Annotated in this window: 23 protein-coding genes; 12 read left to right on the top strand and 11 right to left on the bottom strand. The window is 69.1% G+C overall.

Annotated features, from left to right (window positions below; genetic code table 11):
- Positions 1–89 precede the first annotated feature (89 nt).
- The 7 genes from MKP05_RS05745 to MKP05_RS05775 all read left to right on the top strand — a co-directional run bounded on the left by MKP05_RS05745 (position 90) and on the right by MKP05_RS05775 (position 7,945).
- Positions 90–809 carry a response regulator gene (locus MKP05_RS05745; protein WP_240567419.1) on the top strand — a complete coding sequence of 240 codons (720 nt, stop codon included), beginning with the start codon at positions 90–92 and terminating at the stop codon, positions 807–809.
- A gap of 83 nt (positions 810–892) precedes the next feature.
- Complete coding sequence (locus tag MKP05_RS05750) at positions 893–2,293, top strand: sensor histidine kinase (protein ID WP_240567463.1); 1,401 nt, start codon at positions 893–895, stop codon at positions 2,291–2,293.
- A 73-nt stretch (positions 2,294–2,366) separates the two neighbouring features.
- On the top strand, positions 2,367–3,557 hold the full coding sequence (locus MKP05_RS05755; protein ID WP_240567420.1) for an AGE family epimerase/isomerase: 1,191 nt from the start codon (positions 2,367–2,369) through the stop codon (positions 3,555–3,557).
- Between the two features lie 120 nt (positions 3,558–3,677).
- Positions 3,678–4,952 (top strand): ABC transporter substrate-binding protein, encoded by a 1,275-nt coding sequence (locus MKP05_RS05760; protein ID WP_240567421.1) that lies wholly within the window; start codon positions 3,678–3,680, stop codon positions 4,950–4,952.
- 60 nt (positions 4,953–5,012) lie between these two features.
- On the top strand, positions 5,013–5,942 hold the full coding sequence (locus MKP05_RS05765) for a carbohydrate ABC transporter permease (RefSeq protein ID WP_181422038.1): 930 nt from the start codon (positions 5,013–5,015) through the stop codon (positions 5,940–5,942).
- Positions 5,935–6,813, top strand: a complete 879-nt coding sequence (locus tag MKP05_RS05770; RefSeq protein WP_110283617.1) for a carbohydrate ABC transporter permease — start codon at positions 5,935–5,937, stop codon at positions 6,811–6,813. Before MKP05_RS05765 ends, MKP05_RS05770 begins: the two co-directional genes overlap by 8 nt.
- 10 nt (positions 6,814–6,823) lie before the next feature.
- The gene (locus tag MKP05_RS05775; RefSeq protein ID WP_240567422.1) at positions 6,824–7,945 is read left to right on the top strand and encodes an ABC transporter ATP-binding protein; all 1,122 of its coding nucleotides are present in this window, start codon (positions 6,824–6,826) and stop codon (positions 7,943–7,945) included.
- A 14-nt stretch (positions 7,946–7,959) separates the two neighbouring features.
- Here MKP05_RS05775 and MKP05_RS05780 read toward each other — a convergent pair whose 3' ends face one another.
- From MKP05_RS05780 to MKP05_RS05810, 7 genes are all read right to left on the bottom strand, one after another.
- On the bottom strand, positions 7,960–8,397 hold the full coding sequence (locus MKP05_RS05780; RefSeq protein ID WP_240567423.1) for a universal stress protein: 438 nt from the start codon (positions 8,395–8,397) through the stop codon (positions 7,960–7,962).
- 162 nt (positions 8,398–8,559) lie between these two features.
- Complete coding sequence (locus tag MKP05_RS05785) at positions 8,560–9,000, bottom strand: universal stress protein (protein WP_110283620.1); 441 nt, start codon at positions 8,998–9,000, stop codon at positions 8,560–8,562.
- Positions 9,001–9,227: 227 nt separating this feature from the next.
- Positions 9,228–10,292 (bottom strand): TIGR01620 family protein, encoded by a 1,065-nt coding sequence (locus MKP05_RS05790; RefSeq protein ID WP_240567424.1) that lies wholly within the window; start codon positions 10,290–10,292, stop codon positions 9,228–9,230.
- Positions 10,289–11,680, bottom strand: a complete 1,392-nt coding sequence (locus tag MKP05_RS05795) for a YcjX family GTP-binding protein (RefSeq protein WP_110283622.1) — start codon at positions 11,678–11,680, stop codon at positions 10,289–10,291. The genes MKP05_RS05790 and MKP05_RS05795 overlap by 4 nt, the downstream gene beginning before the upstream one ends.
- 26 nt (positions 11,681–11,706) lie before the next feature.
- The gene (locus MKP05_RS05800) at positions 11,707–12,885 is read right to left on the bottom strand and encodes an MFS transporter (RefSeq protein WP_240567425.1); all 1,179 of its coding nucleotides are present in this window, start codon (positions 12,883–12,885) and stop codon (positions 11,707–11,709) included.
- Positions 12,840–13,904: a GlxA family transcriptional regulator gene (locus MKP05_RS05805; RefSeq protein ID WP_110283624.1), complete on the bottom strand. Its 1,065-nt coding sequence runs from the start codon at positions 13,902–13,904 to the stop codon at positions 12,840–12,842. The genes MKP05_RS05800 and MKP05_RS05805 overlap by 46 nt, the downstream gene beginning before the upstream one ends.
- Before the next feature lie 125 nt (positions 13,905–14,029).
- Positions 14,030–14,218 (bottom strand): hypothetical protein, encoded by a 189-nt coding sequence (locus tag MKP05_RS05810; RefSeq protein WP_110283625.1) that lies wholly within the window; start codon positions 14,216–14,218, stop codon positions 14,030–14,032.
- Between the two features lie 102 nt (positions 14,219–14,320).
- Here MKP05_RS05810 and MKP05_RS05815 point away from each other — a divergent pair, with 102 nt between their 5' ends.
- Both MKP05_RS05815 and MKP05_RS05820 read left to right on the top strand, forming a co-directional pair.
- Positions 14,321–14,875: a DUF924 family protein gene (locus MKP05_RS05815; RefSeq protein ID WP_110283626.1), complete on the top strand. Its 555-nt coding sequence runs from the start codon at positions 14,321–14,323 to the stop codon at positions 14,873–14,875.
- A gap of 80 nt (positions 14,876–14,955) precedes the next feature.
- Entirely contained in the window at positions 14,956–15,198 is a 243-nt protein-coding gene (locus MKP05_RS05820; RefSeq protein ID WP_110283627.1) for a GlsB/YeaQ/YmgE family stress response membrane protein, read from the top strand.
- 85 nt (positions 15,199–15,283) lie between these two features.
- Here the strand turns inward: MKP05_RS05820 and gabT are convergent, their stop codons facing one another.
- Both gabT and MKP05_RS05830 read right to left on the bottom strand, forming a co-directional pair.
- The gene (gabT, locus tag MKP05_RS05825) at positions 15,284–16,582 is read right to left on the bottom strand and encodes a 4-aminobutyrate--2-oxoglutarate transaminase (RefSeq protein ID WP_110283628.1); all 1,299 of its coding nucleotides are present in this window, start codon (positions 16,580–16,582) and stop codon (positions 15,284–15,286) included.
- 33 nt (positions 16,583–16,615) lie between these two features.
- Entirely contained in the window at positions 16,616–18,052 is a 1,437-nt protein-coding gene (locus tag MKP05_RS05830) for an NAD-dependent succinate-semialdehyde dehydrogenase (protein WP_240567426.1), read from the bottom strand.
- A 230-nt stretch (positions 18,053–18,282) separates the two neighbouring features.
- On the opposite strand from MKP05_RS05830, the gene MKP05_RS05835 reads away from it, so the two are divergent.
- Both MKP05_RS05835 and MKP05_RS05840 read left to right on the top strand, forming a co-directional pair.
- Positions 18,283–20,748 carry a DUF1266 domain-containing protein gene (locus MKP05_RS05835; RefSeq protein ID WP_240567427.1) on the top strand — a complete coding sequence of 822 codons (2,466 nt, stop codon included), beginning with the start codon at positions 18,283–18,285 and terminating at the stop codon, positions 20,746–20,748.
- 275 nt (positions 20,749–21,023) lie between these two features.
- A complete protein-coding gene (locus tag MKP05_RS05840) occupies positions 21,024–21,650 on the top strand; it encodes a C40 family peptidase (protein WP_240567428.1) in 627 nt (208 codons plus the stop codon).
- Between the two features lie 9 nt (positions 21,651–21,659).
- Here MKP05_RS05840 and MKP05_RS05845 read toward each other — a convergent pair whose 3' ends face one another.
- Positions 21,660–22,547: a LysR family transcriptional regulator gene (locus MKP05_RS05845; RefSeq protein WP_110283632.1), complete on the bottom strand. Its 888-nt coding sequence runs from the start codon at positions 22,545–22,547 to the stop codon at positions 21,660–21,662.
- 87 nt (positions 22,548–22,634) lie between these two features.
- On the opposite strand from MKP05_RS05845, the gene MKP05_RS05850 reads away from it, so the two are divergent.
- Positions 22,635–23,837, top strand: a complete 1,203-nt coding sequence (locus MKP05_RS05850) for an MFS transporter (RefSeq protein ID WP_240567429.1) — start codon at positions 22,635–22,637, stop codon at positions 23,835–23,837.
- On the opposite strand, the gene msrA is transcribed toward MKP05_RS05850, so the two are convergent.
- Complete coding sequence (msrA, locus tag MKP05_RS05855) at positions 23,834–24,445, bottom strand: peptide-methionine (S)-S-oxide reductase MsrA (RefSeq protein ID WP_240567430.1); 612 nt, start codon at positions 24,443–24,445, stop codon at positions 23,834–23,836. The genes MKP05_RS05850 and msrA overlap by 4 nt on opposite strands.
- Between the last annotated feature and the right edge of the window lie 158 nt (positions 24,446–24,603).

The raw sequence follows: 24,603 nt of genomic DNA on the forward strand, positions 1-24,603 counted from the left end.
CCGTCGTCCCCGCCCTTGATCATCATCGAGTTCCCATAACGACAATACGCCAGGGGCGGTGCCGGCACCGCCCCTGCCACCAGGCGACGATGACGACGACTCCTGCCACCCTGATCGTGGTCGACGACGACCCCGAGATCCGCGAGCTGCTGGCCGACTATCTCGGCCGCCACGGCTATCGCGCCCTGGTCGCCGAGGATGCCGAGGCACTGCACCGCCTGCTGGCCCGGGAGACCCCCGACCTGCTGATCGTCGACATCATGCTGCCCGGCGACGACGGCTTCACCATCTGCCGCGAGGTGCGCCGGACGAGCGAGGTGCCGCTCATCATGCTCACCGCCAGTGCCGACGAGACCGACCGGATCCTCGGCCTGGAGCTGGGCGCCGACGACTACCTGGGCAAGCCCTTCAACCCCCGCGAGCTGCTGGCGCGCATCAAGGCGGTGCTGCGCCGGACCCGCACGCCGAGCAGCGAACCCGAGCACACCCGGCTGGTGGCCTTCGGCAACTGGCGGCTCGACCGGGTGACCCGTGAGCTGATCGACAGCCAGGGCGAACGCAGCCCGCTGTCGGGTGCCGACTTCCAACTGCTGCAGGTGTTCCTCGAGCACCCCGAACAGGTGCTGTCCCGCGACGGGCTGTACGAGCTGAGCCGTGGCCGGCCGGCCCCGCCGCTGGACCGCTCCATCGACGTGCACGTCTGCCGGCTGCGCCAGCGACTCGGCGAGGATGCCCAGCACTCCCAACTGATCCGCACCGTGCGCGGGGCCGGCTACGTGCTGGCCACCCGGGTGGACGTGCTGCCGTGAATCGGGACGGGCCCTGGCGGCGCCTGCGCCGACGACTGGCCCTCGCCTTGCCGCGTACCCTACGCGGGCGCTTCGTGTTGATCATGGTCGTCGGGGTGCTGGGCGCACAGCTCGCCAGCTACGCCATCTGGACGACCCAGGCACGCTCCAGCCAGCTCGAACAGCTCGACGAACTGTCGCGGAACGTGGCCTACAGCGTCGCCTCCACGATGCGTTTCTTCCGCTCGCTGCCCTACGACTACCGGCATATCGTGCTCGACCAGTTGCGCGACATGGGGGGCACGCGGTTCTTCGTCAGCGTCAACGATCACCGCATTCCGATCCTCGATACCGGCGACGGTCCCGGCAAGTCGCTGGTGGTCGACAATTTCCAGCGGGTGCTGGCCTCGGAGCTGGGCATCCGCGACGCCCTGGTGGAGTTCTCGCGCCCCGAGGAGCTGCGTCTGCTCAACAATGAGGTGTTGCTGCACGACCTGCCGCGCCGCTGGGGCCAGCACAGCCTGCTGATGGAGCCGCTGTCGCCACCGGTCCTGGTGGTGCAGATGGAGCTGGAGCCGGAGACCTGGCTGTATGTGGCGACGCTGCTGCCCATCCAGGACCTGTTCACCGCGCACGGCTGGCTGTCCGAGGAGCGCCTGCTGGCGGCGCTGCTGGTGCTGCTGACCGTGATCGGGCTGTCGCTGGTGGGCATCCGCAGCGCCACCCTGCCGCTGGGGCGCCTGTCGCGGGCGGCGCATCTGCTGGGCAACGACCTCGACGCACCGCCGCTGCGCGAGAGCGGGCCGCGGGAAGTGGCGGCCACGGCCGTGGCCTTCAATCGCATGCAGCGCCGTATCTGCCAGCAGGTGGAGGAGCGGGAGCGGTTGTTCTCGGCGATCTCCCACGACCTGAAGACGCCGATCACCCGCATGCGACTGCGCGCCGAGCTGCTCGACGATCCGCTCCAGCGCGAGCGCTTCTGCGCCGCGCTGGATGAGCTCGCTCAGCTGGTCAAGGGGGCGCTCGCCTCGGTCAAGGGGTTCGATCTCCATGAGCCGTTGCAGGAGATATCACTGCGCGACCTGCTCGATGGGCTGGCCGAGGAGCTGAGCCTGCAAGGCGGCGAGGTCGCCATCGAGGGGCATGCCACACCGCTGACCGTCAAGCCGCTGGCCCTCAAGCGTTGCCTGGCCAATCTGCTCGAGAACGCCATCTTCTACGGTGGGCGAGCCGAGGTGTCCCTGGACGAGGACGGCACGGCGCTGCACATCGCGATCCGTGACCACGGCCCCGGGATTCCCGACGCCGAGCAGGAGCGCGTCTTCGATCCCTTCGTCCGCCTGGAGCCGTCGCGCAGCCGGCATACCGGCGGCTCCGGCCTGGGGCTCGGCATCGCCCGGCATATCGTGCGTGCCCATGGCGGTGAGCTGCGCCTGGCCAACCATCCCGATGGTGGCCTGGTGGCGACACTGGTGCTGCCCCGCGAGCAACTTGGTGCAATCTAAGAAACATGGGGGGCGAGGGGCGATCGACTAGGCTGAGGCCATCGCTTGTGTCCGAATACCGAGAGTGCCGACCATGAACGTCTACGACAGTGCCTTTCTCGAGGCCCACATCCGCAAGACCATGGGCTTCTATCACCCGCGCGCCATCGATCCCGAGGGCGGTTTCTTCCACTACTTGCGCGACGATGGCGAGGTCTACGATCGCCGCCATCGCCACCTGGTCTCCAGTGCCCGCTACGTCTTCACCTACGCCCGCTACGGCGCCTATTTCCAGGCGCCGGACTACCTGGCCTGGGCCCGTCACGGCTTGCGATACCTGGAAGAGCGGCATTTCCAGCCCGACTACCAGGGCTATGCCTGGACGCTGCACGATGGCCGGGTCGAGGACGACACCAACCACTGCTATGGCCTGGCCTTCGTGCTGCTGGCCCATGCCACGGCGCTCAAGGCCGGCATCGATGAGGCCCGAGAGGGGCTTTATCGGGTTCACGAGTTGCAGACGCGGCGCTTCTGGGAGCCCCGCTGGCGGCGTTATGCCGACGAGGCGGATCGGCATTGGCAGGTGTCCGACTATCGGGGGCAAAACGCCAACATGCACAGCTGCGAGGCGCTGATCGCGGCCTTCGATGCCACCGGCGATGCCCAGTTCCTGGAGCGTGCCCTGCAGGTCGCCGAGGCGATCTGCCTGGGCCAGGCAGAGCGGGGCCATGGCTGGATCTGGGAGCACTACGATCGCCACTGGCAGCTCGACCTGGACTACCATCGCGACGACCCGAAACACCTGTTCCGCCCCTGGGGCTACCAGGTCGGCCATCAGACCGAATGGGCCAAGCTGTTGCTGATGCTGGAACAGCGGCACCCCGCGCCCTGGCTGCTGCCCAGGGCCCGGGAGCTGTTTCTCGGCAGCGTGGAGGCCGGCTGGCATCCCGAGCACGGCGGCCTGGTCTATGGCCTCGACCTCGACGGCGCGATCTTCGATGGCGACAAGTACTTCTGGGTGCAGGCCGAGAGCCTGGCCGCCGCGGCGATGCTGGGCAGCCGTACCGGCGAGCGGTGCTTCTGGCGCTGGTACGAGCGGCTGTGGGAGTTCAGCTGGCGGCACATGATCGACCATGAGCATGGTGCCTGGTATCGCATCCTCGGCCCCGACAATCGCCACTACTCCGACGAGAAGAGCCCCGCCGGCAAGGTCGACTACCACACCATGGGAGCCTGCTACGACGCTATCGAGGCCCTGCGCCGCGGCAATGTTTCAACCTCGTAAGAAACCGGCAACACTATCCAGCACTAGGTAACCCCCGCAGGGGCGGAAAATGGGCTAGCTTTCTACCAGGCCGTCGCAACCCGCGGCCGACGAGATCCATAACAAGACGGAGACACGCCCATGCACGCATTGAAGCACCCCCCACTGCTACGCAAAACCCTGCTCGGTCTGGCCGTGGCGACGGCGCTGGGGGCCGCCCAGGCCCAGGCCGGCGAGGTCGAGGTACTGCACTGGTGGACCTCCGGCGGCGAGGCGCGGGCCGCCAACGTGCTCAAGGAACTGATGGAGGGCGAGGGGCACGATTGGCAGGACTTCGCCGTGGCCGGGGGCGGCGGCGAGACGGCGATGACCGTGCTCAAGTCGCGGGCCATGTCGGGCAACCCGCCTTCCGCGGCGCAGATCAAGGGGCCGGAGATCCAGGAATGGGGCGAACTCGGCTTGCTGGGGGACCTGGACGCCGTGGCCGAGGCCGAGCAGTGGGACGCGATGCTGCCGGAGATCGTCGCCGACATGATGAAGCACGACGGCCAGTACGTGGCAGTGCCGGTCAACGTGCACCGCGTCAACTGGCTGTGGGCCAACCCGGAAGTGCTCGACGCGGCCGGCGTGGCATTGCCCACCACCCTCGACGAGTTGTTCGCCGCGGGTGAGGCGATCCGTGACGCCGGTTACGTGCCCCTGGCCCATGGCGGCCAGCCATGGCAGGACGCCACGGTGTTCGAGACGGTGCTGCTGGCCACCGCCGGCGCCGATTTCTATCGGCGCGCCCTGGTGGAACTCGATCCCGAGGCCCTGGGGGGCGAGGAGATGATCGAGGCCCTGGCGACCTTCAAGCGCATGCGCGAGCTGATGGACGATGGCATGTCGGGACGCGACTGGAACATCGCCACCTCCATGGTGATCGGCGGCGACGCGGCCATGCAGATCATGGGCGACTGGGCCAAGGGCGAGTTCACCGCCGCCGGTCTCACCGCCGGCGAGGACTACCTCTGTGCTCCGGCACCGGGCACCGCCGAGGCTTTCACCTTCAACATCGACAGCCTGGCGATGTTCCGCGTCACCGAAGAGGCGGAGCGCGAAGCCCAGCAGACCCTGGCGCGGCTGGTGCTCGAGCCGACCTTCCAGGAGGCCTTCAATCTGGCCAAGGGCTCGATTCCGGCGCGCCCGGATATCGACATGAGCGAGTTCGACCAATGCGCGCAACGCTCCCTCGAAGACTTCCAGCACACCGCCGAGACGGGCGGGCTGGTGCCCAGCATGGCCCATGGCATGGCGGTACGTGCCGATGTCCAGGGGGCCATCTTCGACATCGTCACCAACTTCTTCAATGCCAGTGACATGACGCCCGAAGATGCCGCCAAGCGCATGACGAGCGCCGCTCAAGTCGCCATGTGACCCCCACTCCACGCCGCCGTCCCCTGGACGGCGGCGTGGAAGCCACACGAGGTACCCCTCATGTCGACCGTTTCCTCCTCGACGCGCACGTCGCGTGTCGCGGTCGGGCGACCCGCACGCGCTCGACTGCAGGCATGGCTGCCGCGACTGGTGTTGTCGCCTTCCATCGCCATTTCCCTGTTCTTCGTCTACGGCTTCATGCTGTGGACCTTCATCCTGTCGCTGACCAACTCGCGCATGCTGCCGAGCTACGACTTCGTCGGCTTCGCCCAGTATGGGCGGCTGATGGTCAACGAGCGCTGGTGGGTGGCCTCGACCAACCTGGTGGTGTTCGGCGCCCTGTTCGTCGGCATCTGCCTGGTGGTGGGGGCGCTGCTGGCCATCCTGCTCGACCAGCGCATCCGCCAGGAGGGCGCCCTGCGCACCCTCTATCTGTACCCCATGGCGCTGTCGTTCATCGTTACCGGGGTGGTGTGGAAGTGGCTGCTCAATCCCAGCCTGGGCATCCAGGCCATGGTGCGTTCCTGGGGCTTCGAGAGTTTCACCTTCGACTGGCTCATCAACCCCGACATGGCGGTCTACACCCTGGTGATCGCCGCCGTGTGGCAGGCCTCGGGCTTCGTCATGGCGCTGTTCCTGGCCGGGCTGCGCGGCATCGACGACAGCATCATCAAGGCCGCCCAGCTCGATGGCGCCAGCCTGCCGCGCATCTACCTGCGGGTGGTGATTCCCTGCCTGCGCCCGGTGGTCTTCAGCGCCGTGATGATCCTGGCCCATATCGCCATCAAGAGCTTCGACCTGGTGGTGGCGCTGACCGGCGGTGGGCCCGGCTATGCCTCGGACCTGCCGGCTACCTTCATGTACGCCCACGCCTTCACCCGGGCGCAGATCGGCCTGGGCTCGGCCAGTGCCATGCTGATGCTGGGCGGCGTGCTGGCGATCCTGATTCCCTATCTCTATTCGGAACTGCGGAGCCGCAAGCATGGATAACGTGATTCGTCGCCGCACGCCTGCGGCCCGGCTGGGGCGCCTGACGCTCTATGCCGTGTTGATCCTGGCCGCGCTCTTCTACCTGCTGCCGCTCGCCGTAATGCTGATCACCTCGGTGAAGCCATTGAGCGAAATCAGCGCCGGTACCCTGCTGGCCTTGCCCCAGGCGCCGACCCTCGAGCCCTGGGCCAAGGCCTGGGGGGAGGCCTGCACCGGCATGCGCTGCGAGGGGGTGGGCGGCTACTTCTTCAACTCCATCGCCATCGTCGTCCCGGCGGTGCTGATCTCCACGGTGATCGGGGCGCTCAACGGCTATGCCCTGACCAAGTGGCGCTTCAAGGGCTCCGAGCTGGTCTTCGCGCTGATGCTGTTCGGCTGCTTCATCCCCTTCCAGGTGGTGCTGCTGCCCATGGCCCAGACGCTGGGCTGGCTGGGGCTGTCGAGCTCCCGGGCGGGGCTGATCCTGGTGCACGTGGTGTTCGGTATCGCCTTCACCACCCTGTTCTTCCGCAACTTCTACGTGGCGGTGCCCACCGAGCTGGTGTCGGCGGCCAAGCTCGACGGGGCGGGGTTCTTCCGCATCTTCTGGCGCATCCTGCTGCCGGTGTCGGCGCCGATCATCGTGGTCTCGGTGATCTGGCAGTTCACCCAGATCTGGAACGACTTCCTGTTCGGGGTGGCCTTCTCGGCCCACGACACCCAGCCGGTGACGGTGGCGCTCAACAACCTGGTCAATACCTCCACCGGTGTTCGCGAGTACAACGTCGACATGGCCGCCGCCATGATCGCCGCGCTGCCGACCCTGGTGGTCTACGTGCTGGCCGGCAAATATTTCGTGCGGGGGCTCACCGCCGGTTCCGTCAAAGGTTGAGGAGGACATCATGTCTGCATTGGAAATTCTTAATGTCTGCAAGGACTTCGGTAGCGAACGCGTGCTCAAGGATGTCAGCCTGGCGATCGAGTCCGGCGAGTTCCTGATCCTGGTGGGGCCCTCGGGGTGCGGCAAGTCGACCCTGATGAACGCCATCGCCGGGCTCGAGCCGGTGACCGACGGGGAGATCCTGATCGCCGGCGAGGCGGTCACCTGGAAGACACCGGCGGAGCGCGACATCGCCATGGTGTTCCAGTCCTATGCGCTCTACCCGAGCATGACGGTGCGCCAGAACATCAGCTTCGGCCTGGAGATGCGCAAGGTGCCCCGGGCCGAGCGCGAGGCCGCCGTCGAACGGGTCGCCGACCTGCTGCAGATCTCCCACCTGCTCGACCGCAAGCCGGCGCAGCTCTCCGGCGGCCAGCGCCAGCGGGTGGCCATGGGGCGCGCCCTGGCCCGGGAGCCGAAGATCTACCTGTTCGACGAGCCGCTCTCCAACCTCGACGCCAAGCTGCGCGTCGACATGCGCACCGAGATCAAGAAGCTGCACCAGCGGCTCGGCACCACCATCGTCTACGTGACCCACGACCAGATCGAGGCGATGACCCTGGCCGACAGCATCGCGGTGATGCGCGACGGTCGCATCCTGCAGCTGGGCACGCCGGACGAGGTCTACAACGACCCGGTGGATATCTTCGTGGCCGGTTTCATGGGCTCGCCGTCGATGAACTTCATCGCCGCGACCCTGGAGGGCGGGGCGGGTGACTACCGCCTGCGCATCGCCACGCCGGGCGAGGAGGACCTGGTGCTGCCCTGGCCGGTATCCCGTGAGACCCCGGACCTGGCCCAGCGGGTGGGGAAGCAGGTGGTACTGGGGCTGCGCCCGGAGCACTTCAGCGAGGAGGACGAGCGGCTCGGCAAGCATGACCGCGACACCCCGGTCTCGGTCAGCATCAGCGTGGTCGAACCCACCGGCGCCGATATCCTGCTGCGGTTGCCGTTGGGCACCGGTGAGGTGACGGCCCGGGTCGGGCCCAAGTGCCGGGTGGCCGCCGGTGAACGCCTGGCGCTGCGGGTCGACATGGGCCGCGCGGTGCTCTTCGACAGCGGGACGGAACGCCGCCTGGCGTGAAGGGTGACGCGGCCTCAGCGCACCGTGATCACGGTGCACTCGGCGGCGTGGCTGACCTTGTGGGAGACGCTGCCGACCACGAAGCCCTGCAGGTCGCTGAGCCCGCGGCTGCCCATGACGATGGCGTCGACGCCGCGCTTTTTTGCCTCGCTGAGGATGGTGCGGACCGGGTCGCCCTGGACGAGCTGCGTCTCGACCCGGGTGACACCCTGCTCGCGGGCGGCCTCGGCGGCGCGGGCGATCAGCTGCCGGCCGACCCGCTCTCGCTCCTCCTGGGAGGCCTCGAGGGTCACGGGGCCGATGCCCCACACCAGGGGGGTCTCGTGGGAGATCTGCTCGGGGATGTGCAGCAGGTGCAGTGTGCTGCCCTCATGGACCAGTTGGCAGGCCACGGCGAGGGCCTTCTTGGCGTGTTCGGAGCCGTCGACGGGCATCAGGATGGAGTCGAACATGGCGCTTGCCTTGAGCATTCATGGTGATACTCAGAGCCTAGCAGCCTGTCGGACTTCAGGTGCGGTCTCGCCGGTGTCGCGCCCCACGGCGCCCCACGGCGCCCCACGGCGCCTGAGAGGCGCCTGAGAGGCGCCGTGGGGCGTGTCGTTGGGGAGGGCGCCTCAGCGCACCGTGATCACGGTGCACTCGGCGGCGTGGCTGACCTTGTGGGAGACGCTGCCGACCACGAAGCCCTGCAGGTCGCTGAGGCCGCGGCTGCCCATGACGATGGCGTCGGCACCGCTCTTGCGCGCCTCGCTGAGAATGGTGCGGGCCGGGTCACCCTGGCCGATGAGCGTCTCGACCCGGGTGGCGCCCTGCTGGCGGGCGTCCGCGGCGGCGCGGTCGACGATCTGCCGGCCGGTGCGCTCGCGCTCCTCGCGGGAGGCTTCCAGGGCGACGGCCCCGATGCCCCACACCAGCGTGGTCTCGTGGGCGAGCTCCTCGGGGATGTGCAGGATGTGCAGCGTGGTGTCGTTCTGGCGGGCCAGCTGGCAGGCCACGGCGAGGGCCTTCCTGGCGTGCTCGGAACCGTCGATGGGAACCAGGATGGTCTTGAACATGGCAGCGTCCTGTGTGACTGAAAAATGAGAGTGGCATCGTCCCTACGAGACTAAGCTTTGTCCGAAAAGTCGTCGAGCGATGGTCAGACAAGGCAAAAATCGGCGAAAAGACGGAGTTTACGCGGTGTAAATGAGTACTTTGAGCCGATTTTTAACGCCGTATGACCGAGCGCAGGCAGTTTTCAGACAAAGCGTAGCCATTGGCCGTCAGCCTGTCATGACCGAGATCACGCCTTGCCCTGGTCGTCCTCGCGTTCCTTGGTTTCCAGCTGTCGCAGCTGCTGCCAGAGCTCACCGCGCAGGTCACTCACCCGCGGCGCCTCGCCGTCGGGGAAGGCCAGCGGTCGTGTCAGCCGCTGGGTACGCAGACCGAGCCGGGCGCTGAGCAGGCCGACGCCGAGCCCCTGGCCGGCGCGGGCCGAGAGCCGGCCGGCGAGGTTCAGCGACAGCAGCTCCATGCCTGCCTCGCCGGCCATCTCGGTGGCCCCGGCGAAGGCCATGTTGTAGAGCACGCTGCGCAGCAGGCGCAGTCGGCTGGCGTAGCCCAGCTCCAGGCCGTAGAGCCGGCAGAGCCGGTCGATCATCGCCAGGTTGCGCCAGGCCACCAGTGCCATGTCGACCAGGGTCAGGGGGCTGACCGCCACCATCACCGCGGTCTCGCCGGACATCCGCGAGATCAGCCGCCGGGCCTCCCGATCGCGGGGGGTGAGCAGGTGATGGGCGAGCAGCAACTGGAGGTCGCGGCCGTCGTGGTGGGGCTGGCGGGCGGCGATGAAGGCTTGCCAGTGGGGGTGGTCATCGTCGAGGCCGAGGCTCCGCCTGAGGCGCTCGGCGAGTGCCCGGGCCTGCTCGGGCGTGGCCTCGGGCAACTGCACCAGGCGCTCGCGCAGCCGGGCGTGGCGGCGCAGCCGGCGCAGCCGCCACAGCTCGCGGCCCAGTGCCGAGCCGCCGAGCCCCAGCGCCAGCAGCAGCAGCAGGCTCCAGGCCCCGGCCAGCCAGTCGCCGCCCAGGCTGGCGGCGTAGAGGGTCTGCCCGGCTTCCACGGCGCCCAGGCCCAGGGTGCCGGCGAGCAGGGCCAGCAGCCCCCGGCGGCGCTTGCGCGGCGGGGCCAGGCTCGCCTCCAGCGCGCGCTCGGTGGGGCCGGCCTCGGGCGCTTCCAGCGGCTCGCTGGGCAGGTCGGCGGCAAACTGCTCGCCGGGGCGCGGGTCGGGGTGCTCCGCCTCGTCGGCGGGGGGCTCCTCGAGGCGGAAGCGTTGCCGCGGGCGCGGGTCCGGGGCGCGGGGGTCGCTCATTGCAGCTTGTCTCCGATCAGCCAGTCCAGGGCGGCATCCATGCGGATATGGGGCAGGGCGCCCCCCTCCCGGGGGGCCGGGCGGAAGGCGGGGAAGTCGAAGCCCTGGCGGGCCCAGAAGTCGGCGTCGGGCAGCCGGTCCGGCACCTCGCCGGGAAACAGCAGCTGCTCCTCGCCGGCGAGGTCGATGCCGCGCAGGGCCGGCGAGCGTCGCCCCTGATGGCTCACCTCGCGGCTCTCGGTGGCGCGGATTGCCGCCAGCGACAGGGCGCGGACCGGCACGTCGGCGAAGCGCAGGTCCTTGAGCGGCTCGGCCAGCAGGGTCTCGAGCAGGGCGACCAGGCGGGCGTGCTGCTCGGGAGTGACGTGGTCGGCCTTGGTGGCGGCGATGGCCAGGCGGTCGATGCGCGGGGCGAACAGCCGCGACAGCAGGCTGCGCTTGCCGTAGTCGAAGCTCTGCATCAGGTTGGCCAGCGCCCGTGAGAGATCCTCGAAGCGTTCCGGGCCGGCGTTCAGGGCGCCGAGCAGGTCCACCAGCACGATCTGGCGGTCGAAGCGGCGGAAGTGGTCGCGGTAGAAGGGGCGCACGATGTGCTGCTGGTAGTGGCGGAAGCGCTTGGCCAGGGTGGCGTAATTGCTCTCCGGCGGCAGCTTCTCCAGTGTGCCGGGGGCGGCCTGCTCGATACCTGGCAGCGGGAAGAACTGCAGCACCGGCGCGCCGGCGAGCTCCCCCGGCAGCAGGAAGCGTCCCGGTTGCAGGTCGGCGAAGCCGGCCTCCCGTGCGGCCCGCAGCCCCTCGGCATAGCGCTCGGCGATCTCGGCGAGCTGCCCCTCGTCGGCCGCGGCGGCGGGGTCCAGTTCGGCCACCGCGGCCTGCCAGTCGCTGAACAGGGCGGCGCGGGCGTGGCCACGCGCCGGCTGCTGGGCCCGGCTCCAGCTGGGGTAGTCGTGCTCCAGCAGCGGCAGGTCGAGCAGCCACTCGCCGGGGTAGTCGAACAGGTCCAGGGACAGCTGGCGGGCCTCGCTGCCCAGCCAGCCGCGTTTCGCCGGGCGGTAGCGAATCGTCAGGCGCAGTTCGCTGATGCCGCGGGTCGGTTCCGGCCAGTACGGCGGGCAGGCGTCCAGCGCCGCCATGGCCCGGTCATAGGGAAAGCGCGGCACGCCCAGGTCCTGCTGGTTGACCCGGCGGGCGCCGAGCAGGCGCCCCTCCCGGGCCGCCGGCAGCAGGTCGAGCCGTGCTTCCAGGCCGGCGTGGCGGAGCTGGTTGACCAGCGAGGTGAGGAAGGCGGTCTTGCCCGAGCGCGACAGGCCGGTGACCGCCAGGCGAAGCTGGCGGTCGCGGCCGCGCTCGAGCAGGTCATGGAGTTCGCGAGCCAGGGGCTGGCGCATCGGAAACGATTCCCTTCGCAGCAGGATCAGCCGCTAATGTGCGGGCGTTGGCCGCGTCTGGCAAGCCGCTGCCAGATCAGCAGGGCGATGGGTAGCAGCGCCAGCGGCACCAGCAGGGCATTGAGCAGCGACCAGCCGAGCAGGTTCACCAGGGGGCCGGCGAGCAGGGCGGTGAGGGCCACGGTGGTGAAGACCAGGAATTCGTTGGTGGCCTGGGTGCGGGCCTTCTCGACCGGGCGGTAGGCCTCGGTGAGCAGGCCGGTGGCCGGCAGGAAGGTGAAGTTCCAGCCCAGCCCGAGCAGGATCAGGGCGGCGTAGAAGCCGGCCACGCCGGCCTCGATCTGTGCCACCAGGCCGCACGCCGCGAGCAGCAGGCAGCCGGTGGCGATCATCCGGTGGGGCCCGAAGCGGGCCGTGAGGTGGCCGGTCACGAAGGAGGGCAGGAACATCGCCAGCACGTGCCACTGGATGGTGGTGGCGACGTGGTCGAAGTGGAAACCCGCGCCGGCCATGGCCAGGGGGGTGGCGGTCATCGCCAGGTTCATGACCCCGTAGCCGATCAGGGCCGAGACCACGGCGACGAGGAACACCGGCTGGCACACGATCTCGCCGAGGGGGCGCGGCCGCCCCTCGCCGTGGGTGACCTCGGGCGGCGGCAGGCGGGTCAGTAGCAGGATGACCAGGGCGACCAGGTAGAGCACGCCGAGCCCCAGGAAGCTGCCGAGGAAGGGGGTTTCGGTCAGTTCGCGGCTGACCCGGGCCAGCCAGGGGCCGAAGAAGGCGGCCAGCACGCCGCCGCCCATCACCAGACCGATGGCACGGTCGCGCAGCGCCAGGGGCGCGGCCTCCACGGCGGCGAAGCGGTAGAGCTGGCCGAAGCCGATGCCGATGCCGATCAGCCAGGTGCCGAGCATGAACAGGCCGAATGACGCGCCGATCAGCGCCTGAGCGGCAACGGCGACGCCGCCGAGCCCCGTCAGGTTGCCGAGGATGAAGCCGCGCCGGCGCCCCAGCCGGGCCATGATCAGCGAGGCGGGAATGGTCGCGCACATCAGCCCCAGCCACTGGGTGGCCACCGGCGCGGTCGACCAGGTGGCGCTGGGGGCCAGGGCGGCCCCGATCAGCGGCGAGACGGCGATCAGCAGGATATTGCCGCTGATCAGCAGCGCCTGGCAGAGGGAGAGTAGGGAGACACTGATGGGCATGGGGGCTCCTGGGCATCCTTGGCGAGTGAGCGGGGGCTTCGGTTGTCGGGGCAATGGCTGAAGCGTTGACGATAAAGGGTAGGCGAGACCCCGTAGTGGCGCTGGAAGAGGCGGCGCAGTTGTTCGGCCCCTCCTAGTTGCCAGTGGCGGGCCAGGCGCTCCAGGGAGGGCGGTTGCGGGCTCTCGACCAGGGCCAGACGCGCCTGCTCCAGCCGCAGGCGAGTGAGGTAGTTGCCGGGGGTAGTGTCCAGCTGGCGGCGGAACAACCGCGACAGGTGGCGGGGCGAGACGGCGATGTAGTCGGCCAGCTCCTCCAGGCGATACGGCTTGCCTGGGTCGGCGTGGAGCCGGTCCAGCAGCCGACGCAGGGGACCGCTGGCCTTCTGCTGGTGGGCCAGGACTTCGCTGAACTGGGACTGTCCGCCTGGCCGGTGCAGGAACATCACCAGTTCGCGTGCCACCCGCCCGGCGAGCTCGCTCCCCTGGTCGGTCTCGAGCAGCGAGAGCGCCAGGTCGATACCGGCCGTGACGCCGGCACTGGTATACAGACCCCCGGATTCCAGATACAGCGCATCGGTCTGTACCTCGACCCTGGGGTAGTCGCTGGCGAGCCGTTGGCAGTGGCGCCAGTGGGTGGTCGCCTGGCGGCCATCGAGGAGGCCGGCGGCGGCGAGCAGGAAGGCGCCGGTGCAGACGGAGCCCAGGCGCCGCACCGTCCCGGCCTGATGGCGTAGGGTCTCGAGCAGGGCAGGATCCCGGCACTGGGCCATCACCCCGTTGCCTCCGGGGATCAGCAGCGTATCCAGCGGGCCGAGGGTATCGAGCCGCTGCCAGGTGATCCCGGCCTGAAGGGCCAGGCCACCATTGGTGGTCACGGTGCCCGGTTGCGCCGAGGCCAGGTGCAGCCCGTAGAGCGGGCGCCCGCTCAGCTCATTGGCGGTGGCGAAGACCTGCCAGGGTCCACTGACATCCAGCAGCTGGCAGTCGGGATAGGCCAGCATGACGACGGTTCGGGGCATGGCGACACTCTCCGGTGGCGATCACACGAGAGTGTCGGCTGTGCGCGGCATGTCCGCAATGACCCATATCCCACCAATTCGGACATCGCGCCGACGAGGCGGCGATGCCGGGGCCGCCGTCTGGCTCAGGCCATGCCCGCGAACAGCTGGTAGAGCACCGGAAAGGCGGCGATCAGGAAGCCGCCCCCGGCGAGCAGGTAGCCGGGCCAGCGATGGCGGGTGCGATGGACCAGGGTCAGGCCGCCGAGACAGACCACCAGGCCGACCAGGTTGAAGACGAAGGTGGTCATTTCCAGGAAATACGCAACGGACATGTGGACTCCTCGGGGGCCGTGTAGGCTAATGGTATCAGCCGCGGCCGGGCGCTCGAAGCACGCCCGGGCGCGGCGGCAACCGTGGATGACAGGGAGAGCGGCATGGACGACAGGCTGCCGGGAGCGGAGGCGGTGATCGACTTCTGGTTCCACGGGCTCGGGCCGGCCCGGTGGTTCCGCAAGGATCCCGACCTGGATGCGACCATACGCGAACGCTTCGGCCCACTGCTCGAGGCCGCCGGTCGCGGCGAGCTGTGGCAGTGGCGGTTCTCGGCCCGTGGCCGGCTGGCCGAGGTGATCGTGCTCGATCAGTTCTCGCGCCACATCCATCGTGATACCCCGCTCGCCTTCGCCCGCGACCCCGTCGCCCTGGTGCTGGCCCAGGAAGCGGTGGCCAACCGCATCGATCATCATCTCGAGGTACCCTGGCGCGCCTTCCTCTATATGCCGTTCATGCACAGCGAGTCGCTGCCGATCCATGACGAGGCACTGGGCCTGTTCGACCAGCCGGGGTTGGAGGAGAACCTGCGCCACGAGCAGCGGCACCGCGAGATCATCGAGCGCTTCGGCCGCTATCCCCACCGCAACGCCATCCTCGGGCGCGAGTCGACTCCCGAGGAACTGGCCTTCCTCGAGCAGCCGGGGTCCTCCTTCTGAGTTGGGATGCCTTCCTTCCGGGCCCGGGCTGGGGCACCATCGGGGGCATTCCCACGACCACATGCAAAGGAGAGAGCGACATGGGACTGATTGCCTGGCTGATCATCGGTGGTCTGGCCGGCTGGATCGCCGGCCATATCATGCGCGGGGGTGGTTTCGGCATCCTCGGCAACATCGGGGTCGGCGTGGTGGGGGCCGTGATCGGCGGCTTCCTGTTCAGCCTGCTGGGGTTGCAGGCCGGCGGCTTCATCGGCTCGCTGGTCACCGCCATCGTCGGGGCCGTGGTGCTGTTGTGGGTGATCGCGAAGATCCGGCAGGCCTGATCGACATCGACTCCCGGCATCCAACGCCCGACTGTTGCCAGCCGGGCGGTTCGGGGTCATGCGCTGTCGAGGTAAGGCCGGCGGATCAGGCGGTGGCGGCGGCCTGGCCGCCGACCAGCTCCCTGAGGGACTCCTCGAGGATGTCGAGGCCCTCCTCCAGCACCTCGTCCTCGATGGTGACCGGCATCAAAAAGCGGATGGTGTTGCCGTACAGGCCGCAGGAGAGCAGGATCAGCCCCTTCTCGCGGGCCCTCTTGCACAGCGCGCCGGCCAGGTCGGCGTCCGGGGTGTGGTTGGCCTTGTCGGCGACCAGGTCGAAGGCCGCCATGGCTCCCATGTTGCGGCCGTTGTCGACGCAGTCGAACGTCTGCTGCCATTGGGCGAAGCGCTTGGCCAGCTTGTCGCCCAGCGCCTGGCTCTTCTCCAGGATGCCCTCCTGTTCGAACACCTCGAGGACCGCCAGGGTCGCCGCACAGGAGACCGGGCTGCCGGTGTAGGTGCCGCCCAGGGAGTTGGGGCCGGAGGCGTCCATGTGCTTGTCGGTGCCGACCACGGCGGAGATCGGCATGCCGTCGGCCATGCTCTTGGCCATGGCGATGATGTCCGGCTCGACGCCGCTGTGCTCGATGGCGAACAGCTTGCCGGTGCGGCCGAAGCCGCTCTGGACCTCGTCGACGATCATCAGCATGCCGTGCTCGTCGCAGATCTCGCGGATCGCCTTCAGGAAGCTCGCCGGTGCCGGGTAGAAGCCGCCCTCGCCGAGCACCGGCTCGAGCACGATGGCCGCAGTGTCGCGCGGGTTGGCATCGGTCTTGAGGGTCATCTTCAGGCCGCGCAGCGCCTCGTCCTCGCTGACCCCGTGATAGGGCACCGGGTAGGGGGCGCGGAAGACGTTGCCCGGCATGCTGCCGAAGTCGGTGGCGTAGGGCGCGACCTTGCCGTTCATGGCCATGGTCATGAAGGTGCGGCCGTGGTAGCCGCCATCGAAACAGATCACGTTGTTCTTGCCGGTGGCGGCCCGGGCGATCTTGACCGCGTTCTCCAGCGCCTCGGCGCCGGAGTTGGCCAGCATCACCTTGGCATGGCCACGCACCGGGGTGACCTGGCTGAGCTTCTCGGCCACCTTCACGTAGCCCTCATAGGGCATCACCGTCTGGCAGGTATGCATCACGCGGTCGAGCTGGTCCTTGACCGCCTGGACCACCTTGGGATGGCGGTGGCCGATGTTGAGCACGCCGATGCCGCCGGCGAAGTCGACGAAGCGGTTGCCGTCGGCGTCCCAGACCTGGGCATTCTCGGCGCGGTCGGCAAAGGCGGTGGCGGGGCTGGCGGCACCGTTGGCCACGTAGCGCTGCTTGAGTTCGTTGAGCTGAGCGTTGTTCATGATGCCTCCTTGAAAAAAGGGATTGGCGACCGGTCAGAGTCCGCCGACACAGACGTATTTTAGTTCAGTGTACTCATCCAGGCCGTGGCGCGACCCCTCGCGACCCAGCCCCGACTCCTTGACGCCGCCGAAGGGGGCCAGCTCGGTGGAGAGGATCCCCTCGTTGACCGCCACCATGCCATACTCCAGGCCTTCCATGACATGCCAGATACGGCGGTAGTCGCGGGCATAGAAGTAGGCCGCCAGGCCGAATTCGGTGGCGTTGGCCATGGCGATCGCCTGGTCGACGGTGTCGAAGCGGAACACTGGGGCGAGCGGCCCGAAGGTCTCTTCCCTGGCCACGCGCATCTCGTCGGTGACGTCGGCGATCACGGTGGGCTGGAAGAAGGTGCCGCCCAGCGCGTGGGGTTCGCCGCCGCAGACCAGGCGGCCGCCCTTGGCCAGGGCGTCGGCGATGTGTGACTGCACCTTGTCCACGGCGGCGGCGTTGATCAATGGTCCCTGCACCACGCCGTCGTCCAGGCCGTTGCCCACCTTCAGCTCGGTGACGCGGCGGGTCAGCTTCTCCAGGAAGGTGTCGTACACGCCGGCCTGGACCAGCAGGCGGTTGGTGCAGACGCAGGTCTGGCCGGAGTTGCGGTACTTGGAGGCCACGGCACCTTCCACGGCGGCGTCCAGGTCGGCGTCGTCGAAGACGATGAAGGGGGCATTGCCGCCGAGTTCCATGGAGGCCTTCTTGACCGTGCCGGCACACTGGGCGAGCAGCTTCTTGCCCACCGGGGTGGAGCCGGTGAAGGAGATCTTGCGCACCCGCGGGTCGGTGGTCAGCACCTCGCCGATCACCGCGGGCTTCGCGGTGGTGACCACGTTGAGCACCCCCGCCGGGAAGCCCGCCTCCTCGGCGTGCTGCGCCAGGGCGAGGGCGGTGAGCGGGGCTGCCTCGGCGGGCTTGATCACCACCGGACAGCCGGCGGCCAGCGCCGGCGCGCACTTGCGGGTGATCATCGCCAGCGGGAAGTTCCAGGGGGTGATGGCGGCCACCACGCCGATCGGTTCGCGAAAGACCAGGATGCGCTTGTCGGCGCCATGGCTCGGCAGGGTCTCGCCGGCCACGCGCTTGGCCTCCTCGGCATAGTACTCGACGAAGGAGGCGCCGTAGGCCACCTCGCCGCGGGACTCCGCCAGCGGCTTGCCCTGTTCCAGGGTCATCAGCCGGGCCAGCGCCTCCTGGTTGGCCATGATGGCGTCGAACCAGGCGCGCAGCAGGGCGGCGCGCTCCTTGGCGGTTCGGCGCCGCCAGGCCGGCCAGGCGGCCTCGGCGGCGGCGACCGCCTCGCGGGCGGCGTCACCATCGAGATCCGGGACCTCGGCGAGGGTCTCGCCGTTGGCGGGGTTGGTGACGGCGAAGCGGCGGTCGGCATCGCGCCACTGCCCGGCGATATAGGCCTTGTCGACGATCAATTCGGTCATGGGCGCCTCCTGTGGGGGCGGTGGTCATCATATTTGACGAGTGTGCATTATTTAAAACGTCTCGCCAAGCCCTTCGCCGATCCTTCCCCGCCGAGTCGTCACCGCGACGAAAGGAACGATTTCCTGATCCCCGACCATCGGCGCGGGCGTCGCTTTCCGCTACACTAGGGCGCCGAATTCCCGGTACGCTCGAGCGTGCCGGCCGTCTTTCCTGGATGTCGAGGTGAGCCTTGGTCGATACCCTGAATGCCTGGTGGGCCCAGCAGCTGGTGCTGTGTGACTGGGCCTTCGATCCGGACCCGCTGTCGGTGGACGCCGAGGCTGCGGTATCGCGCCTGGCGGTCCTGGGCGTGTCCGATCGTGGCGAGCTCGGTTGGCGTCTGGTCGAGTCGCTGGGTGCCGGCGGCGCGGTGGCCGACCCGGCCCGGATGTTGTCCGGCCTCGAGGTGGTGGCCCTCGCCGGCGCTGCCGGCTGGCTCTCCGAGCCGCGGGCACGGGACTGGGCCCAGCGGCTCGCCGGCGAGATCAGCGCCCACTATTCCAGCCTCGACGTCTGGCTCGAGGCGCTGCGCCGTGTGCGCGGTGCCGAGGGCTGGGTGCGCGGCGACGACGGCTTCAGCGATGCCTGCGAGGCCCTGGCGGTGCTCGAGCACGAGGGCGACGGTATCACCTGGGAGCGACTCGGCGAGTGGCTGGCGATCCATGATCGGCATCTGGCGCTGTGGCCGGAGGCGCCGGAGGCGCAGGTCTGGCGCCTGCGGGCCGGCTTCTCGCCGGTGGTCGAGTGGCCGGCGGGGCGGCAGGACTGGGCGGGCCTGGAGGCCTGGCTGGAGGAGGCCTGGCAGATCCAGAGGCGCGACGACCTGCTCCGGGCCCTGCTGTGGCTGGCCGGACAGGGCGACCGCCAGGGCTGGGACCTGGACGCCACCCGCCTGCTGGCGCTGGACGTCGCCGCTCGGCATGACTGGCTGGAGCGGCTGGACGGCACTGAACGCGCCTACGGACGGGTGCTGCTGGGCTTCATCGACCATGGCGAGCCCCTGGAGTGGGCCGCCTGGGACTGGCTGCGGCTGGTCGACCTGGCCTGGGCCGGTGCCTGCCTGGGCTGGCTCGACGAGCGGGAGGCGACGGATTTCGCCCTGCACGGCGCCGACCTGGTGCAGCACCGCTACAGCGACTGGGCGGCCCTGGCCCGGGCCTACCAGCGAGGGCGTAGCCTGTTCGAGGGGCGCAACCTGCTGCCGGCCCTGGAGGCCGACTGGAAGCTGTTGCTGCAGTCGCCGGTGAGTCCCTGGCGCCCGGCGCTGCAGGGGCTGATCGATTCGTCGCTGCTCGAGCGGTCCCACAGCGCCCTGCGCGACTGGCGCCGTGAGCCGCGCCACTGGGTGCTGGCCCTGGCCTCGGTGCGTGAGCCCGAACTCGCCATGCGCCAGGGGCCGGCGGTACCGGTGGCGCCGGCGCGGCGTGACGATGCCGGCCAGTACCTGCGTGACACCCTCGACCTGCATGCCGACGAGGGCGTCGAAGCCCTCGCGCGCTACTGGTTGCCGGCTCAGGCCCATCACCTCAATCAACTCGCCGCCGACGCCGCCCACGGGGCCCTGCCCGGTGCCGAGACCCCCTTCGGCGCCCCGGCGGCGGGCGATCTCGCCCTGCGCGATGGCCTGCGCACGGCGAGCCGGCACTCGGCGACCATTCACATGGCCGAGAAGTACGCCTTCTATCTGCAGATGGCCATGGACAGCGAGGCCTTCGATGCGGCCAGGCTCGAGGCGCTGGCCGAGGCACTGCGCGGCTCGCTGAGCCGCTTCTATCCCGATGCGCGTCGCCTGCTGGAAGCCTGGGCGAGCTGGGAGTCGCTGCTGCCCGAGGAGGGGCAGCCGCCACTGACCGGCGAGATTCGCTGGCACCTGGAGGATCCCGGCAGTCTCTTCCACTGGCTCGACTGGCGCCCCGCTGAGTGGCAGGAACCGGGGCGTCGGCCGAGTCTGCCGCACTTCACCGCCATGGCGCTGGTCGGGCCGCTCAACAGCGCGGCCTGGAGCCTGCCGCAGCCGGAGAGCGAGCGCGAGTGCGCCTCGATCCGCGACTGGGTCGACGGCCACTACGGCCTGCATTCGGCCGCCGAGCTCGCCGAGTTCCTCGACTTCCTGCTCGAGGCCGGCGACCGTCAGGAGTATCAGATCAACTACGCCCCCTACACCCTCAACGACGCTCGCCTGGGCTCGGAGATCGCTACCCTGGAGTCCGGTGAGTGCAGCGAGGAGGAGGCCAGCCACCTGCTGCGGCTCCAGCGGGTACGCGACAACGAGGACGGCTGCAACGACACCGACATGGCGGCCTGGGACATCGCCCAGGCCGTCGACCTGGCCATCGCCGGGCGCCAGTTGAACTGGCTCGAGGAGCCGGCCTTCGCCCGTGTCCTGGAGCGTGCCCATGCCCTGGCCGCGTCTCACTACGCCGGCTGGGAGGAGTACGCCCGGGGCCTGTATGCCGGTTTCTCCTTCTTCATGGGTGAGACGCCGGAGCGCGAGAGCTTCCTGGCCGGTTTTCGCCAGGCGCTGGTGGCCTGGCTGTCCGGGGCGCCGCCACTGGCCGGTCCCTGGGCGAGTCTCGACTTCCCCGGCGCCCGGCCTCGCCATTGGGCGCCGCTGCATATCGACACCCTGCCGGGGGACACCCGGAGGCTCCACTGAAGGTGCGCCGGGGCAAGGCGAGTGCCGGGTGTCCTGATATCGTCACATGAGACTCGCCATCGGCCGGAAGACTGATTTATAGTCAATGGGTTTGATGATTCGGCTCCTGTTTTCGGGAGTCCCAGCCACTCAGCGAGCCGCAGAAGGCCGCTCTGGCAGTGATACCGACGAGGACGTCTGGCGTCACTCCCACAGCGACAACCCGCTGGCCCGAGATGCAGCATGCCAAGTGCTGCCCGGGGCGGGTGCGGCTCAGGGAATGAGGTCGTCGCCGGATGGTCGTCACCCGATCGTGTCGTACCCTGTTGGTCATCGTGTCGTTGGCCCTGCTGGCCGGCTGTGCCGCCTCCCCGCGGGACACGGTGTCCCGGGCACCCGAGGACTATTTCGCCCGACAGTTGCCGGGCCTGCCCGGGGGCGGGGATCCGATGATGTCGCCGGTGGACAATCCCATCCGCCAGGTGCGCAGCCTGCATAATCCGCCACCGGCCCTGGTGCGCCAGGCGCTGCTGGCCCAGCACGAGCGCTGGGTGGGCACCCCCTACCGCCTGGGCGGGACCACCGAGCGCGGCATCGACTGCTCGGCGCTGGTCCAGCATGTCTTCAACGACACCTTCCGCCTGGCGCTGCCGCGCTCCACCGGCCGGCAGGTGCACCAGGGCACGCCCGTGGCGCGCGACGAGCTGCAGGCCGGGGACCTGGTCTTCTTCCGCCCGCCCGGCGCCTACGATCATGTCGGCATCTACGTCGGCGACGGTTACTTCCTGCACGCTTCCACCTCGCGCGGTGTCAAGCTCTCCAGGCTCGACAACGCCTACTGGCGCCGTCACTACTGGCAGGCCCGGCGTGCGCTCGAGCCGACCCAGCTGGCGCAGCGGGTGGCCGCGTCCGGCGAGAGCTGAGCGTCCCCTTCACAGGGCGTCGCGGTGTGCCATCACGAACTCCACGAAGGCCTGCTCGGCGCGCGACAGATAGGCGCCCCGGGCCCAGGCCAGTGACAGGTCCAGCCAGGCCGGTGGGTCGAACGAGACCGCCTCAAGGGCCGGCTCGTCGACCACCCGGCGCAGGAAGGTGGTGATGCCGAAGCCCTGGCGTACGATCGCCTTGGTCAGCGGGATCAGGTTTGACTGGAAGGCGATGTCTGCGGCGTGTCCCGTCTGGCGCGACAGGGCGTCGACGAACTCGCGATGGAAGTAGCCGTCCTGGAACAGAACCAGTGGCTCGCGGAAGAACGCCTCGGCCGTGACCCCGGGGCGCCCGGCGAAGGGGTGCTCCTTCGGCACGCAGACCACCATCTCCTCCCGTACCAGCCGCCGCCGCTCCAGGTGGTGGCTCGTCTCGTCGTCGATCACCACCCCGAGATCCAGCTTGCCGCCGGCGATCATGCGCTGTAGACGGCGGGCGCCGGCCTCGACCACCGTCAGGCGAATGCCCGGGTGACGGGCCTTGAAGCCCATCAGCAAGGGCGGGAAGTAGTAAGAGCCGAGCATCGAGGGGATGCCGATGCGCAGCTCGCCCTTGACCAGGCCATGCAACTCGCGCATGGCCAGGTGGGTGGCTTCGGCCCGTTCGAGCAGCTCCCGGGCGTGCTGGCGCAGGTGCTCGCCTTCCGGTGTCAGGCTGATACGTCGCTCATGGCGGTGGAAGAGCGTCAGCTCCAGGCGCTTTTCCAGGGTGGCGATGGTCTGGCTCACCGCCGACTGGGCCACGTGCAGCGCCCGGGCCGCGGCGCTGAAGCCCCCCTGGTCGGCCACGGTGAGGAAGACCCGCAGGGCGCGCAGGTCGAAGGGTAGGCTCATAAGTAAATCCGATGGTTTTTATCTAGATATTCTGTTTGGGTTATCATTGTGCGCAGGTGATCATGGCTTGCCAAGCCGGAGGGCAACATGATCGAAGTGCATTCCCGCGCCTGGTGGCGCGCTACCCTGGCCCTGTGCCTGGGTTCCTTTCTCGTCTTCATCAATCTCTATGCGCCCCAGCCGCTGCTGCCGGAGCTGCGCACGGCTTACGGGGTCTCCACCCTGGTGGCGGGGCTGGTGATGTCGGTGTCGACCCTGGCGCTGGCGGCCTCGCTGCTGGTGTTCGGCCCGCTGTCGGATGCCATCGGCCGCGCCGGTATCATGCGACTGACGCTGCTGGCGGCGGGGGCGCTCTCGCTGGGCCTGGCCCTTGCGCCGAACTTCGAGACGCTGCTGGCGCTGCGGGCCCTGCAGGGCTTCGTGCTGGGCGGGCTGCCGGCGGTGGCGATCGCCTGGATGGGTGACGAGTTCGAGCGCCCGGCGCTGCTCTCGGCGGTGGGCCTCTATATCGGCGGCAACACCCTGGGGGGCATCAGCGGCCGGGTCGTCGGCGGGGCCCTGGGCGAGGTGGGCGGTGCCTCGGCCAGCTTCCTGGTGGTGGGCGCCATGACGCTGGCGGGAGTGGTGCTGTTCTGGAAGCTGCTGCCGCAGGCCCGGGCCTTCACCCCGCGCCCCTTCGAACTGCGCGGTGCCCTGGCCGACCTGGCGGGACACCTGTGCAACCCGCTGCTGCTATCGGCCTACCTGCTCGGGGGGCTCAACTTCCTGATCTTTATCAACCAGTACAGCTACATCACCTTTCGCCTGGCCGAGGCGCCCTTCGGGCTGGGGGCGAGCCTGCTGGGACTGATCTTTCTCACCTACCTGGGCGGTACCCTGGGGTCGACGCTCTCCGGCCGGTTGGCCCGCTCGCTGTCGCAGCCGGCCTGCATGATGGTCGGCATCCTGATCCTGATGACCGGCACCCTGGTGACCCTGGCCGACTCGCTCTGGCTGATCGTCCTCGGCCTGACCATCAACGCCTTCGGCTTCTTCCTGGCCCACTCCATGGCCTCGAGCTGGGTGGGGCGCCACGCCGAACGGGCCCGCGGCAGTGCCTCGGCCCTCTACCTGGTGTTCTACTACGGCGGTGCGAGCCTCGGTGGCCTGTGGCTGGAACCCTTCTGGTGGTTCGCCGCCTGGGAGGGCGTGGCCCTGGGCTCCTGGCTGGTACTGGTAGTGACGCTGGGCATCGCCGGCTGGCTATGGCGCCGCGAGCGTTCGGTCCGCTACCGACAGGCCATTGGCTAGACACCACCCGCTTCGTCGCCCCATATCTCGTTGAGCCGCTCCTCGCGGCGACAGGCCGACTTGTAAAAGCGATAGCGCACCGGGTTCTTGCGATAGTAGCCCTGGTGATACTCCTCGGCCGGGTAGAAGGCCTCGAAGTCGTTGATCTCGGTGGCGATCTCGCGGTCGAAGCGGTCGGCCAGGGCGTCCCGGCTGGCCTCGGCCAGGGCCCGTTCCTCGGCATTCATGGGGAAGATCGCGCTGCGGTAGGAGTCGCCGGCGTCGCAGAACTGGCGATCCACGGCGAAGGGATCGATGTTGCGCCAGAAGACGTGCAGCAATGCCTCGTAGTCGACCACCCCGGGGTCGTACTCCACCTCGACGACCTCGGCATGGCCGGTACCGCCGGCGACCACCTGATTGTAGCTGGGATTCTCCGCATGGCCGCCGCTGAAGCCGGAGGTGGTCGAGAGCACGCCCTCGACCGGGTCGAAGGCCTCCTCCATGCACCAGAAGCAGCCGCCGGCGAAGACGGCACTGGCGGTCTCCTCCTCGGCGAGGGCCGGCCCGGCCAGGCCGAGCGGGAGGGTGAGCAGGGCAAGCCAGCGGGGAGCAGTGAGAACAGGCATGGGGGTGGCTCCGGTGGACAGGGATGGTAGATTGGAGATTGTCGTACGCCAGGGGTTCCGTACAACCCCTGTTAATGCTGGCTACCCTGTAAGGTGCCAGGCTTCGCGACGACACAAGGGCGAACTCGTTCGTCGCCCGCCCGCGGCCACCACCAGGA

Origin of the sequence: Halomonas flagellata, from assembly GCF_022487945.1 — a bacterium.
Taxonomy (GTDB): Bacteria; Pseudomonadota; Gammaproteobacteria; order Pseudomonadales; family Halomonadaceae; genus Halomonas; species Halomonas flagellata.